12 protein-coding genes are annotated in these 13,840 nt (G+C 64.9%); 8 read left to right on the forward strand and 4 right to left on the reverse strand.

Features of this window, described 5'->3' with window-relative positions; genetic code table 11:
* Positions 1 to 11: 11 nt before the first annotated feature.
* A complete protein-coding gene (locus JQ604_RS32160) occupies positions 12 to 1,916 on the reverse strand; it encodes a peptidyl-prolyl cis-trans isomerase (RefSeq protein ID WP_212364726.1) in 1,905 nt (634 codons plus the stop codon).
* Positions 1,917 to 2,205: 289 nt separating this feature from the next.
* Between JQ604_RS32160 and tpiA the strand changes: the two genes are divergently transcribed.
* From tpiA to JQ604_RS32190, 6 genes are all read left to right on the forward strand, one after another.
* Entirely contained in the window at positions 2,206 to 2,961 is a 756-nt protein-coding gene (gene tpiA / locus JQ604_RS32165; protein WP_212364727.1) for a triose-phosphate isomerase, read from the forward strand.
* A 132-nt stretch (positions 2,962 to 3,093) separates the two neighbouring features.
* The gene (gene secG, locus JQ604_RS32170) at positions 3,094 to 3,465 is read left to right on the forward strand and encodes a preprotein translocase subunit SecG (RefSeq protein WP_212364728.1); all 372 of its coding nucleotides are present in this window, start codon (positions 3,094 to 3,096) and stop codon (positions 3,463 to 3,465) included.
* Positions 3,466 to 3,632: 167 nt separating this feature from the next.
* Positions 3,633 to 5,264, forward strand: a complete 1,632-nt coding sequence (locus JQ604_RS32175; protein ID WP_212364729.1) for a CTP synthase — start codon at positions 3,633 to 3,635, stop codon at positions 5,262 to 5,264.
* 100 nt (positions 5,265 to 5,364) lie between these two features.
* Complete coding sequence (locus JQ604_RS32180) at positions 5,365 to 5,691, forward strand: NIPSNAP family protein (RefSeq protein WP_212364730.1); 327 nt, start codon at positions 5,365 to 5,367, stop codon at positions 5,689 to 5,691.
* Between the two features lie 86 nt (positions 5,692 to 5,777).
* On the forward strand, positions 5,778 to 6,626 hold the full coding sequence (gene kdsA / locus JQ604_RS32185) for a 3-deoxy-8-phosphooctulonate synthase (RefSeq protein ID WP_212364731.1): 849 nt from the start codon (positions 5,778 to 5,780) through the stop codon (positions 6,624 to 6,626).
* A 34-nt stretch (positions 6,627 to 6,660) separates the two neighbouring features.
* The gene (locus JQ604_RS32190) at positions 6,661 to 7,851 is read left to right on the forward strand and encodes an MFS transporter (protein WP_212364765.1); all 1,191 of its coding nucleotides are present in this window, start codon (positions 6,661 to 6,663) and stop codon (positions 7,849 to 7,851) included.
* 1 nt (position 7,852) lies between these two features.
* Here the strand turns inward: JQ604_RS32190 and queF are convergent, their stop codons facing one another.
* Both queF and JQ604_RS32200 read right to left on the reverse strand, forming a co-directional pair.
* A complete protein-coding gene (gene queF / locus JQ604_RS32195) occupies positions 7,853 to 8,305 on the reverse strand; it encodes a preQ(1) synthase (protein ID WP_249158968.1) in 453 nt (150 codons plus the stop codon).
* A gap of 65 nt (positions 8,306 to 8,370) precedes the next feature.
* Positions 8,371 to 9,348 (reverse strand): Vgb family protein, encoded by a 978-nt coding sequence (locus tag JQ604_RS32200; protein ID WP_212364733.1) that lies wholly within the window; start codon positions 9,346 to 9,348, stop codon positions 8,371 to 8,373.
* A gap of 179 nt (positions 9,349 to 9,527) precedes the next feature.
* Between JQ604_RS32200 and eno the strand changes: the two genes are divergently transcribed.
* Positions 9,528 to 10,811, forward strand: coding sequence for a phosphopyruvate hydratase (eno, locus tag JQ604_RS32205; RefSeq protein ID WP_212364734.1), 1,284 nt, complete (start codon positions 9,528 to 9,530; stop codon positions 10,809 to 10,811).
* Between the two features lie 59 nt (positions 10,812 to 10,870).
* On the opposite strand, the gene JQ604_RS32210 is transcribed toward eno, so the two are convergent.
* A complete protein-coding gene (locus tag JQ604_RS32210) occupies positions 10,871 to 12,403 on the reverse strand; it encodes a glycosyltransferase family 39 protein (RefSeq protein WP_212364735.1) in 1,533 nt (510 codons plus the stop codon).
* Positions 12,404 to 12,604: 201 nt separating this feature from the next.
* Between JQ604_RS32210 and JQ604_RS32215 the strand changes: the two genes are divergently transcribed.
* Positions 12,605 to 13,744: a zinc-binding dehydrogenase gene (locus tag JQ604_RS32215; RefSeq protein WP_212364736.1), complete on the forward strand. Its 1,140-nt coding sequence runs from the start codon at positions 12,605 to 12,607 to the stop codon at positions 13,742 to 13,744.
* The last annotated feature ends 96 nt before the right edge of the window (positions 13,745 to 13,840 follow it).

Genomic DNA, 13,840 nt, shown 5'->3' on the forward strand with positions numbered 1-13,840 from the left:
CCGGATCATGCTCAGTTCTGATTTGCACCTGTGACCTGCGCGAACACGGCCTGGTTGATGGTGACACCGATGTTGGATTCGATCTTGGTGACGTATTGCGCGAGCTGCTCGTCGTTCATCGCGCGCTGCAGCGTCTCCTTGAGCTGCTTCACCTCGTTGGAGGCCATGTCGACCGGCGGCACCGTGATGTCGGTGACGCGGAAGACAATCCACTCGCTGCCGCCGGCGGCCGGGGTCTGGCCGACGCCGTCCTTGGCGGTGCGGAAGGCCGCGGTGATCGCAGCCGTGGGCACGCCGGGCACGGTGCCGTCGCGGCGGAAATTCGCCGCTGTCTCGAGCTTGACGCCGAGCGAGGTCGCCTCATCGGCGAGCTTGCCGCCGGCTTCGAGCTTCTGCGCCAGCTCGGTTGCCTTCGCCTTCAGCTTGGTCGAGATCTGGTCCTCGCGCCATTTCGCCTCGACCTGGTCGCGGACCTCGTCGAGATTGCGCTCGCGCGACGGCGTGACGGAGAGCACGTCGAACCAGGCGTAGCCGCTGCCGAACTGGATCGGATCATTGTCGGCGCCGACGTCGCTGGAGAAGGCCTGCGACACGACGTCCAGACCGGCCGGGATTCCTGCGACCGGCTGACCGTTCGGCCCGCGGCCCGAGCGGTCGACCGCCTCGATGGTGACGGGGGCGAGGCCGAGCTTCTGGCCGGCCTCGGCGACGCTGGCGCCGCCGCCGCGCTCGTCTTCCATCTTGTTGTGCAGCTCGGACACCTTGGAGCGGGCGCGTTCCAGCGCCACCTGACGCTTAATCTCGCCGGCGAGGCTCTCATAGCTCGGCGTCGTCGAGGGCTCGATCTTGCCGACCTTGACCAGCGCGATGCCGAAGCTGCCCTTCACGGGCTCGGAGACCTCGCCCGAATTCAGCTTGAACGCGGCGTCACCGACCGCGGGATCGAGGATCGCCGATTTGGCGACCAGGCCGAGATCGACGTCGGCGGCGCTGAGGTTGCGCTCCTTGGCGATGTCGTCGAACGACGTGCCCGAGGTGATCTTGCTGCGCGCCGCCAGCGCCTCGTCCATGTTCGGGAACACGATCTGCGACACCTCGCGCTTCTCGGGCGAGCCGAGCTGGCCGCGGCGCTGCTCGTACAGCTTCCTGGCGTCCTCATCGGACACCGTCTCCCACTTGCCGATCTCTTCCGGCGTCACGACGACGAAGGAGATTTTGCGATACTCGGGCGCGCGGAACTGGACCTTGTGATCCTCGAAATAGGCGGCGAGCGCCTCGGGCGAGGGCGCCTCGATGGTGCCGGCCTGGGCGGCCTCGAGCTTGACGTATTCCATCGAGCGCTGCTCGTTCTGGAAACGCGTCAGCGCCTCGATCTGCGTCTTGGTCGGCTCGAGCCCGGCCTGGATCGAGGTCGCGATCTGCCGGCGCAGGCCGACCTTGCGCTGCTCGGCGATGTAGCGGCCTTCGGTGTAGCCGAAATTGCGGATCGTGGCCGCGAAGCGGTTCGGATCGAACTTGCCATCCAGGCCCTTGAAGTTCGGATCGGCGTAGATGGTGCGCAGCGTCTCGGCGTCGGACTGGCCAAGGCCCATCCGGCGCGCTTCCTCGTCCAGCGAGGCTTCCGCAAGCGTCTGCTGCAGCACCTGGCGGTCAAGGCCGAAGGCGCGGGCCTGCTCCGGCGTCAACGGCCGGCGCATCTGGCGGCCGATCGCCTGCAACCGTTCGGTGTAGATCTGGCGGAACTGCTCGGCCGAAATCTCGGTGCTGCCGACCTTGGCGAGCGATCCCTGGCCGTAATTCCTGAAAATGTCGGCAATGCCCCAGATTCCGAAACTGACGATCAAAACGCCCATCACCACGGCCATTACAGTCTTGCCGAGCCAGTTTGATGACGCTTTCCGCATTCCTCGAAGCATGGGTCCAACTTGTCTATTCAGGAGGGGAACCGGGTCGTGCCCAAGGCTAAGGCGATTGCTTCGCGAACAGGGCGTCACCGAATTGAAAAGCCATCATAAAGTGGCCGTCGCGCGGTCGCAACCTCAGCGGCCGGGCGGATTGACCCAGTTAACGTTTGGTCATGCACTGGAAGTGGCGGCCAGCCTCTGCTAGCGGATGGCCTCCGCCAGATTCTTGCTTTGACGCGTTTTCTTCACGCGAACCGGCATCCACTTCGCTCGAAAACGCTATGGAATTAGGATTCCCGCCATGACCGACGCCATCCGGCCGCTGATTGCCGGCAACTGGAAAATGAACGGCCTGAAGGCCTCTTTTGCCGAATTCGAGGCCATGCTGGCCGGCGCTGGCGCCGTGGCTGGAAAGGCCGACCTGCTGGTCTGCCCGCCGGCGACGCTGGTGGCGGCGTTTGCGGACAAGGCGCGGGGCGGGACGGTTGCCGTCGGGGCCCAGGATTGCCATCCCAAGGCCTCGGGCGCCCATACCGGCGACCTCTCGGCGGAGATGTTTGCGGATTCGGGCGCCAGCGCCATCATTGTCGGCCATTCCGAGCGGCGGGCCGACCATGGCGAGAGCGACGCGCTGATCCGCCAGAAGGCGGAGGCGGTCTGGCGCGCCGGCCTGACCGCGATCGTCTGCATCGGCGAGACCCGCGAGCAGCGCGACGCCGGCAAGACGCTGGATGTCTGCGGCACCCAGCTGAAGGGCTCGCTGCCTGACGGTTCGACCGCGGCCAATCTGATCGTGGCCTATGAGCCGGTCTGGGCGATCGGCACCGGGTTGACGCCGACCGCAGAGGATGTTGAGGACGTTCATCGCTTTATCCGGGGTCAGCTCACCGAGCGCTTCAAGGGCGAGGGTGCCAAGGTGCGCATCCTCTACGGCGGCTCGGTCAAGCCGTCGAATGCGGCCGAGCTGATGGGGGTCGCCAACGTCAATGGCGCCCTGGTCGGCGGTGCCAGCCTGAAAGCGGCCGATTTCCTTGCGATTGCGGCCGGGTGTCCCTAAGTCATCCTGCGACGGTTTCAGGGGTGGCCATGGCCGCCCCGATCGTGTAACACCGCGCAACTTCAGGAAAACCCGCAAAGCTTCGACGCGCAGCCGTATCAGGCGCCGTTGGCTCGTGACGGAAGGTTTGAGATGCAGACTGTCGCTATCGTCATTCACCTCATGATCGTCGCCGTGCTGATCGGCGCGGTTCTGCTTCAGAAGTCCGAAGGCGGCGGGCTGGGCATGGGCGGCGGCGCCGGCTTCATGTCGAGCCGTGGCACCGCGAACCTGCTGACCCGCACCACCGCGATCCTCGCGGTCGGCTTCTTCCTGACCAGCCTGTTCCTGTCCTGGCACGCGGGCTATGACCGCAAGCCGGCCTCGATCATCGGCACCGGCGCGCCCACGCAGCAGGGCGGAACTCCGGTCACCGCGCCGACCTCCGGCGGTGTCCTGGATACGCTGAAGAAGACCGACGAGCAGCAGGCCCCGTCCGGCCCGCAGGCGCCGAATTCCCGATAAAGCAGGGTGGCTATGCAGGATGACACCCTGTCGTCCTGCATCAGAACCCTCTATCAAGACGCTGACATCGCTTTCATTTTAACGTCACCCACAGCCCGGTGAATTGTTTGCCGGGAACAGGCGATTCGTTTTGCGAATCGCCTGAGTCGGATTAAAGGTTAAGTCCCATGGCGCGGTACATATTCATCACCGGCGGCGTGGTTTCTTCGCTCGGAAAGGGTCTGGCATCAGCAGCACTCGGTGCGCTGCTGCAGGCTCGCGGGTACAAGGTCCGTCTCCGAAAGCTCGACCCCTATCTCAACCTCGATCCCGGAACGATGTCGCCGTATCAGCACGGCGAAGTGTTCGTGACTGATGACGGCGCGGAGACCGATCTCGATCTCGGTCACTATGAGCGCTTCACCGGACGTCCCGCGACCAAGCAGGACAACATCACGACCGGGCGGATCTACCAGGACATCATCTCGAAGGAGCGCCGCGGCGATTATCTCGGCGCGACCATCCAGGTGGTCCCGCACGTCACCAACGCGATCAAGGAATTCGTGCTCTCCGGCAACGAGGACTACGACTTCGTGCTGGTCGAGATCGGCGGCACCGTCGGCGATATCGAAGGCTTGCCGTTCTTCGAGGCGATCCGCCAGCTCAAGAACGAGCTGCCGCGCGATCATGCCGTCTACATTCACCTGACGCTTTTGCCGTACATTCCAAGCGCCGGCGAGCTCAAGACAAAGCCGACCCAGCACTCCGTGAAGGAGCTGCGCTCGATCGGCATCCAGCCGGACATCCTGTTGTGCCGCACCGATCGCGAGATCCCGAAGGAGGAGCGGCGCAAGCTCGGCCTGTTCTGCAACGTGCGCGAAAGCGCCGTGATCGAGGCGCGCGACGTCGACAACATCTATGCAGTGCCTGAGGCCTATCACGCCGCCGGCCTCGACGACGAGGTGCTGGCCGCGTTCGGCATCACGGCGAAGATTCCGCCGGCGCTGCAGAGCTGGAACGTGATCAACGAGCGCGTCCGCAATCCGGAAGGCGCGGTGACCATTGCCATCGTCGGCAAATACACCGGCATGAAGGATGCCTACAAATCGCTGATCGAGGCGCTGTCCCACGGCGGCATCGCCAACAAGGTGAAGGTCAATCTCGACTGGATCGAGAGCGAGGTGTTCGAGAACGAGGACCCGGCGCCGTTCCTCGAGCACGTCAACGGCATCCTGGTGCCCGGCGGTTTCGGCCAGCGCGGCGCCGAGGGCAAGATCAAGGCGGCGCAGTTCGCGCGTGAGCGCGACGTGCCGTATTTCGGCATCTGCTTCGGCATGCAGATGGCCGTGATCGAGGCGGCGCGTAACCTCGTCGGCATCGAGGACGCGAATTCCACCGAGTTCGGCCCGACCAAGGAGCCCCTGGTCGGCCTGATGACGGAATGGCTGCGCGGCAACGAGCTGGAGAAGCGCTCAAAGACCGGCGATCTCGGCGGCACGATGCGGCTCGGTGCTTACCCGGCGGCGCTGACGCGCGGCAGCCGCGTCTCCCAGGTCTATGGCGGCGCCCTCGAGATTTCCGAGCGCCACCGCCACCGTTACGAGGTCAACACCGCCTACAAGGACCGCCTCGAGCAGCACGGCCTGCGCTTCTCCGGCCTGTCGCCGGACGGCGTGCTGCCTGAGATCGTCGAATACGAGGACCATCCCTGGTTCATCGGCGTGCAATTCCACCCCGAGCTGAAGTCGCGGCCCTTTGAACCGCATCCGCTCTTTGCCTCGTTCATCGAGGCGGCGGCGAAGCAGAGCCGGCTGGTGTAGTCATGCGCACGGGGCCATGCGCCGTGCGTGACCCGATCAAGACAGCCAACGGGCTCCCGGGTATAAACCTCCCGTCATAACAATTCGGGAGAACCGCCCAATGATCTACGAGATGCGCGTCTATCGCTGTCTGCCCGGCCGCTTGCCGGCGCTGATGAAGCGCTTCGATACACTGACGCTGAAACTTTGGGACAAGCACGGCATCAAGCAGGCTGGCTTCTACACGACGCTGATCGGCACCTCCAATCAGGAACTGACCTATTTCGTCGCGTGGGAATCGCTCGCCGAACGCGAAAAGAAGTGGACCGCATTCCAGAGCGATCCCGACTGGATCGCCGGCCGCGCGAAGAGCGAGGAGGACGGCCAGATCATCGACAATATCGTCAGCCAGCTACTTGTGCCGACGGCGTTCTCGTCGGTCAAGTAACCACGCAACCCTGATATTTGGGGGCTCAACAGGGTTGATCCTGACCGCGCGGGCCGGCATGGTCCGCGCGAATTGAGGGATACCCAGTGAACACGAAAACCTCTGCTGCACCTGTGGTGAGCGTTGGCCCGGTCAGGTTCGGCAACGACCTGCCGATCTCGATCGTCGCCGGTCCCTGTCAGCTGGAAAGCCGTGCGCATGCGCTGGAGGTGGCCTGCGCGCTGAAGGAGATCGCTGGCCGTCTCAAGGTCGGCCTCGTCTACAAGACCTCGTTCGACAAGGCGAACCGCACCAGCGCGTCGGCTGCGCGAGGCATCGGGCTCAAGCAGGCGCTGCCGATCTTTGCCGAAATCCGTTCCTCGCTCGGATTGCCTGTGCTGACCGATGTGCACGAGGCGGGCCAGTGCGCCGAGGTTGCGCAAGCCGTGGATGTGCTGCAGATCCCGGCCTTCCTGTGCCGGCAGACCGATCTCTTGCTCGCGGCGGCGGCGACGGGGAAGGTCGTCAAGGTCAAGAAGGGCCAATTCCTGGCGCCGTGGGACATGGCCAATGTGGTCAACAAGATCACCGGCGCCGGCAATCCCAATGTGCTCGTCACCGAGCGCGGCGCATCGTTCGGCTACAACACGCTGATCTCCGACATGCGCGCGCTGCCGATCCTGGCGCGCACCACCGGCGCGCCTGTCATTTTCGATGCCACCCATTCGGTGCAGCAGCCGGGCGGGAAGGGCGCATCGTCAGGCGGCGAACGCGAGTTCGTGCCGGTGCTGGCACGCGCGGCCGTCGCGGTCGGCGTCGCCGGTGTCTTTATCGAGACCCATCCCGATCCGGATCATGCACCATCCGACGGTCCGAACATGGTGCCGCTGCGCGAATTCGAAGCCCTGGTTGCGCGGCTGATGCAGTTCGACGCGATCGCCAAGCAAAAGGTCTGATGGAGCGCATGCTGCCGTGACCGCAACGAGCGGCATGCCGCCAGCCCTTAACATCATCACGCTGGCGACGTTTGCCGCGAGCCTATCGGCGCGCGCGCTCGATCCGGTGCTGCCGCATGTCGCCGAGGATTTCGGCATCAGCATCGCGACCGCCGCGAGCTTTGCCGCGGTGTTCGCCTTCACCTTTGCGATCATCCAGCCCGCGCTTGGCGCGGCCGCCGATTTGTTCGGCAAGGCGCGGCTGATGATCATTTGCCTGGCGCTGCTCGGCCTCGCCAGCATCCTCGGCGCACTCGCGACCTCGTTCCCCATGCTGTTCGTGACACGGATCCTCGCCGGCATCGGCTCGGGCGGCGTGTTTCCGGTGGCCCTGTCGCTGACCAGCGATCTGGTCGGTCCCGAGAAGCGGCAGCTTGCGATCGGACGGACGCTCGCGGGCTCGATGACCGGCAATTTGCTCGGCGCCTCGCTGTCGGGGCTGATCGGCGACTTGCTCGGCTGGCGCGGCGTGCTCGCGTTCCTCGGCGTGCTCGTGATCATCGCGGCGATCGCGGTTGCCGCCGGCTTCCGCGGCGCGGCGCTGTCGCGTCCGCCGAAGACGACGCTGTCGGCGCTCGCGTCCGGCTACCGCACCATCTTCACCAACCCGAACGCGCGGATCTGCTACTCGGCGGTCTTCATCGAAGGCTGCTGCGTGCTCGGGCTGTTTCCGTTCATCGCCTCGTTCCTGTTCGAGCTCGGCGAGACCTCGCTCTCGATCGCCGGCATCGTGATCGCGGGCTTTGCGGTCGGCGGCCTGTTCTATACGCTGACCGTCTCGCGCTTCCTGCCATGGCTGGGGGTGCGGGGCATGATGATCGCCGGCGCCACCCTGGTCGGCATGCAGCTCGGCGTCGCCGCCTTCGGTCTCGGCTGGAAGCTGCAGATGGCGAGCCTGCTGCTGATGGGCTGGGGCTTCTACATGATCCACGGCTGCCTGCAGGTGTTCGCCAGCGAGCTCTCGGTTGAAGCGCGCGCCACCGCGCTGTCGCTGCACTCGTTCTTCTTCTTCATGGGCCAGACCGTCGGCCCGATTGCCTACGGCTTTGGGCTCGCGCATGCCGGCAAGACCGGGACGCTGATTGCAGCGGCGATGGTGATCATCGCGCTCGGCTTTGTTTGCGCCAAATTCCTCAAGCAGCGTGCACCGGCGGATGCGGCCGCGCGGCCTGACGTGAAGCCGTAATTTAGCCTCGCCCGCGATACGGCGCGACGCCCTGATCGGGGACCCAGACGCCCTTCGGCAGTCGTCCCGTCTGGAAGAACACGTCGATCGGGATGCCGCCGCGCGGATACCAGTAGCCGCCGATGCGTAAGAATTTCGGGTTGATCTCGTTTGCGATGCGCTTGCCGATCATCACGGTGCAATCCTCGTGGAAGGCGCCGTGGTTGCGGAAGCTCGCGGCGTAGAGTTTCAGCGACTTCGACTCCAGCAGGAAGCGGTTCGGCACATAGTCGATCACGAGATGGGCGAAATCCGGCTGTCCCGTCACCGGGCAGATCGAGGTGAATTCGGGGATCGCGAAGCGCACCAGATAGTCGGTGCCGGCCTGCGGATTGGGGACGCGATCGAGCACCGCCTTGTCGGGGCTGTCGGGCCATTCGACGGCGCGGCCGAGTTGCAGGGATTTCTTCGCCATGAGCCTCTTCCTCATCAGAAGCGGCCGACATGGACGCAAGCGGGCCGTTCGTCAACCCGTGAGGCTCACGCCGGCGCCGCGGTCTGGATCAGCACCAGGCGGTCCAGTCCGGACTCGCAGCCCCAAACCTCGCCGGGCCGGCCGTCGAGCTGGCGCACATTGGCGCCGGTGCGGTCGCTCGGAAAGACGTCGAATTTTTCGCTGCCGGGATCGAAGCGCACGATCGCATTGGCGGAGAAGTCGGTGAGCCAGACCATGTCCTTGTCGTCGACATAGACCGCGTAGGTATGGGGGCTTTTGCCCGGCAGCTTCCAGGCCTTCCAGGATCCGGCGGCGGGATCATGCATCGAGACGTTGCCGCTGTTCCATTCGCTGACCCAGATCCGGCCCTTCGAGTCCGACCAGACGCGCCGCGCGCCTTGGCTCTGTGTCGGCGGTTCGACGATGATGGCCTTGCCGGTCTCGCGGTCAATCCGCGCAATGTGATTGCCGGCGAGCGAGGCGTACCAGACATCGCCCTTCGGCGTGACCGTAATGCCGTAGGGGCCGACGCCGCGCGGCGCCTCGAACACCTTCAACTCGCCGGACTTCGGATCGAGCCGTCCATAGAAGCCGGACAGGCCGGTGAACCAGTAGATGCCTGACTGGTCGAACACGCCGGTGTTGAGGTTGGCGTTGGCGGCCTTCTCGGGCAGTGGGAACAGCGTCACCTTGTGATCGCCGGGGTCGACGCGGGCGATGGCGTTTTGGCCGCCCTCGGTCACCCAGGGCGCGCCGTCGGGCCCGATGGTGACGCCATGGGGCGCAGCACCCTTGCCGAGGCCAACCGGCTTCACCGCGCCGTCGCGCGGGTCGAGGCGGCCGAGCGTGCCATTGCGCTGGCCGGTGAACCACACGCTGCCATCGGGGGCGGGCGTGACGTCATGCGGACCGGTGCCCGTGGGGAGGTCAAAATATCTGACGCGGAACGAGGCGCTTTGCGCGAGAGCCGGCGTGACCACAATTGCGGCAGCGGTGGAGGCGAGAAACTGGCGGCGATTCATGGCGTTACCCCAGCTTTGTGAAACGATGGGCGAGCACGCGAAGATCCGACCTGAAGCAGCATAAACCTACCACATTGCCTCGCCAGACCGGCGGCTCCGGTGGGCCGTTCACATTTGCTTGCCCGCCGTGTATGACGCACCGCATCCAGCCACCCCATCCGCCAGAAAGAGCTTAAGCCATGACCGCCATCATCGACATCATCGGCCGTGAAATCCTTGATAGCCGCGGCAACCCGACCGTCGAAGTGGACGTCGTGCTGGAAGACGGTTCGATCGGCCGCGCCGCGGTGCCGTCGGGCGCCTCGACCGGCGCCCATGAGGCTGTGGAACTGCGCGACGGCGACAAGTCGCGCTATCTCGGCAAGGGCGTGCAGAAGGCGGTCGCCGCCGTCAACGGCGAGATCTTCGACGCGCTGAGCGACCATGCGGTCGAGGACCAGGTCCAGATCGACCAGATCATGATCGGTCTCGACGGCACCCCGAACAAGAGCCGGCTCGGCGCCAACGCCATCCTCGGCGTCTCGCTGGCCTGCGCCAAGGCGGCCGCTGAATCCTTCGACATGCCGCTCTATCGCTACGTCGGCGGCACCTCGGCTCGGACGCTGCCGGTGCCGATGATGAACATCATCAATGGCGGCGTGCATGCCGACAATCCGATCGATTTCCAGGAATTCATGATCCTGCCCGTCGGCGCCGACAGCTTTGCCAACGCGTTGCGTTGTGGCGCGGAGGTGTTCCACACGCTGAAGAGCGAGCTGAAGAAGGCAGGCCACAATACGAACGTCGGCGACGAGGGCGGCTTTGCGCCGAACCTGCCGTCGGCCGATGCGGCGCTGGACTTCGTCATGAACGCCATCAACAAGGCAGGCTACAAGGCCGGCCACGACGTCATGATCGGGCTGGACTGCGCCTCGACCGAGTTCTTCAAGGACGGCAAGTACGTCTATGAAGGCGAGGGCAAGACCCGCTCGATCTCCGAGCAGGCGAAGTATCTCGCCGATCTCGTCGCGCGCTATCCGATCGTCACCATCGAGGACGGCATGTCCGAGGACGACATGGACGGCTGGAAGGAGATCACCGACCTGATTGGCAAGAAGTGCCAGCTTGTTGGCGACGATCTCTTCGTCACCAACGTGAAGCGCCTCGCCGACGGCATCAAGGCCGGCCGCGCCAACTCGATCCTGATCAAGGTCAACCAGATCGGCACGCTGACCGAGACGCTCGCCTCGGTCGAGATGGCGCACAAGGCCGGCTACACCTCGGTCATGTCGCACCGTTCCGGCGAGACCGAGGATTCCACCATCGCCGATCTCGCGGTTGCCACCAATTGCGGACAGATCAAGACCGGCTCGCTGGCGCGCTCCGACCGCACCGCCAAGTACAACCAGCTGCTGCGCATCGAGCAGCAGCTCGGCCCGCAGGCAATCTATGCCGGCAAGGCCGCGCTGAAGGCGCTGGCGTAGAGCATGATCCGGAAAAGTGTGAAGCGGTTTCCGAAGAGATCATGCTCAAAAAATAAGACTCAGTTGGGCCTGGCGACGTAAAACGCGTCGCCGGGTGGCGGCGAGAGCCCGGGCTTCCAGCCGGTCAGCTCCTGCAGGCTGTAGACGTCGTAGCGGAAGCCGCGCCAGCTCAGGTCGGCTTCCCCGACCGGCTTGAGGACCGCACTGGTCCTGTCCCACAGCTCGCGGTGGGGCTTTTCCTTGGGCGCCACATAGAGGCCAATGGGGCCGTCGAGTTTCATGTCATTGAATCCGATATAGCGCGCACGCTCGTTGATCTGGACGACGGGCACCTGATCCCTCAGGTGCCAGCGCAGCATGGCCGACATCCGGTAATCGGTCGTGGCGAACCAGTTCGCGCCGATCGCACGACGCTTGACCTCGGCCTCGCGGACCACGGCGGCGAAGCCGGCCTCCTTGCCGATCGGATCATCGTTGGTCAGATAGTTTTGCGTGCCGACGAGATAATACAGCTGGACCGTCACCACGGCGGCAACGCCCGAGGCGACGGCTGCGACCATCACGGCGGGCCCGATCCGCGGCAGCAGCGCGGCGGATTGCTTGCGCCATTGCTTCAGATTGATCACGGCGCAGAGGATGCCGAACGGCCAGGCAAACAGCAGCCAGCTGTCGCCGACGCGGGTGTCGGTGCCGTGCTCGAGGAAGAAGCCGAGCGGAAACAACAGCGACGTCGACAGCAGGATCGGCACCGGATCGCGCGCGCGATAGCCGCGGACGGCCAGCATGACAGTGCCGATCAGGGCGATCGGCAGCAGCAGGATGCCGACCATCAGGAATTGCTGGCCGAGGAAGTCGGCGAGGAAGCGCGGCGACCAGCCGGAGACCTGCGGCGGGCGATCGAGCTGGAAGCGGAACGACGCCCAGTCATGCAGCGCATTCCAGTACAATAGCGGCGAGATCACGATCAGCACGAGACACGCCGCAGCCCAGAGCCAAGGGCTCGCCAACTGCCGCCCGCGCCACGCCGGGACGAAGGCGAAGGCGAGCACCGCCGGCAGCAGCAGGATCGCGGTGTATTTCGACATCAGGGCGAAGCCGCCGAACAGTCCGGCCGGCAGCCACCAGCGCAAATCGTCCGACTGCCACAATCGCACCAGCGACCACACCATCGCCATCTCGCAGGGGATCACGGCGACATCAGGCGTGATCTTGGCCATGCCGAGCCCGTAGTCGAGCGAGGCCTCCGGCAGCAGCATGACGAGCACGACGTATCTGAGATCGCCCACCAGGCGGCGGACGATGTCGGCCTGCACCAGCTGCATGATCAGCATCGCGGCCAGGCCGGTGAAGCGGACGCCGAAATTGTCGTCGCCGAACAGCGCGGTGGTGGCGCGGATGCACCAGGCGATCACGGGCGGGTGGTCGAGATAGGAGATCACATGCTCGCGCGACCACGACCAGTAATAGGCCTCGTCGACCCGCAGATCGATGCCGGCGGCGAACACGCCGCGCAAGACGGTGAGGGCACCGAGGGTGACGATGCAGAGCACGAGGAGCGTGCGGGCAGGCAGGCGCAATGCGCGAGACGTCATATACAATCACGGCGTGAGGAAAAATGCCTACTTCAGGCAGTCTTTTTGAAACGATTTTCTTGAAATAAGGCGTCGCTGGACATCATCACCGCGCAGGCCCATATCGGCAAGGGTTTTGGCGCAAGAGTCCTGATAGCCCGTCCGACGGCCCGGCGCCAAGAGCCTTGAAATGATGCAATCAAGCGTTGAGGGAGGTTGGGAATGAGCGACGGCAAGAGCGGCCTGCAGCTGCGATCGTTGATCAAGAAGAGCGGCGAGCTGGAAATCTCGCTGGTGAACGTCCCGACCCCCGAGCCCGGGCCTGACGAGGTCGTGGTCCGCGTCGAGGCGACGCCGATCAATCCGTCCGACCTCGGTCTGCTGACCGGTCCGGCTGATTTGTCGACCGCGAAGGCCTCGGGTTCAAAGGAGCTCCCGGTCATCACCGCAAAAGTGCCCGAGGCTGCGATGGGCGGAATGGCCGCGCGGCTCGACGAGTCCATGCCTGTCGGCAATGAGGGCGCGGGCGTCGTGATCAAGACCGGCTCGTCCGATGCGGCAAAGGCGCTAATGGGCAAGACGGTGGCGATGATCGGCGGCGCCATGTATGCCCAATACCGCACGCTGCGAGTGAATGAATGCCTGCCGCTGCCCGACGGCACCACGCCGGCCGAGGGCGCCTCCTGCTTCGTCAACCCGCTGACCGCGCTCGGCATGACCGAGACGATGCGGAGGGAAGGCCACAAGGCGCTGGTCCACACCGCGGCCGCCTCCAATCTCGGCCAGATGCTGAACAAGATCTGCCTCAAGGACGGCATCGGTCTCGTCAACATCGTGCGCAGCAAGGAGCAGGCCGAGATCCTGCACAAGATCGGCGCCAAACATGTGGTCGATTCCACCGCGCCGAGCTTCTTCGACGATCTCACCAATGCATTGGTCGAGACCGGTGCCACCATTGCCTTCGACGCCATCGGCGGCGGCAAGCTCGCCGGCCAGATCCTGACCGCCATGGAAATCGCGATCAACAAGACCGCCAAGGCCTACAGCCGCTACGGCTCCAGCGTGCACAAGCAGGTCTATGTCTATGGCGCGCTCGACGTGCGGCCGATCGAACTGCCGCGCGGCTTCGGCATGGCTTGGGGCGTCGGCGGCTGGCTGCTCTTCCCGTTCCTGATGAAGATCGGCCCGGTCGACGGCGCCAAGCTGCGCCAGCGCGTGGTCGCCGAGCTCAAGACCACTTTCGCCAGCCACTACACCAAGGTGGTGTCGCTGCAGGAGGCCTTGTCGCTCGACAACATCTCGGCCTACGCCAAGCGCTCGACCGGCGAGAAATTCCTGATCAATCCGAACAAGGCCGGGTAGGGGCAGGCGCTGCTGCATCGGGTGGCCCAAGAGCAATTCCGGGAAACGCTGAGTTTCCGGAATTGCTCATTTCATGCACTTGCATGATTCCGGCCC

Source organism: Bradyrhizobium jicamae, from assembly GCF_018130695.1.
Lineage (GTDB): Bacteria > Pseudomonadota > Alphaproteobacteria > Rhizobiales > Xanthobacteraceae > Bradyrhizobium > Bradyrhizobium jicamae_B.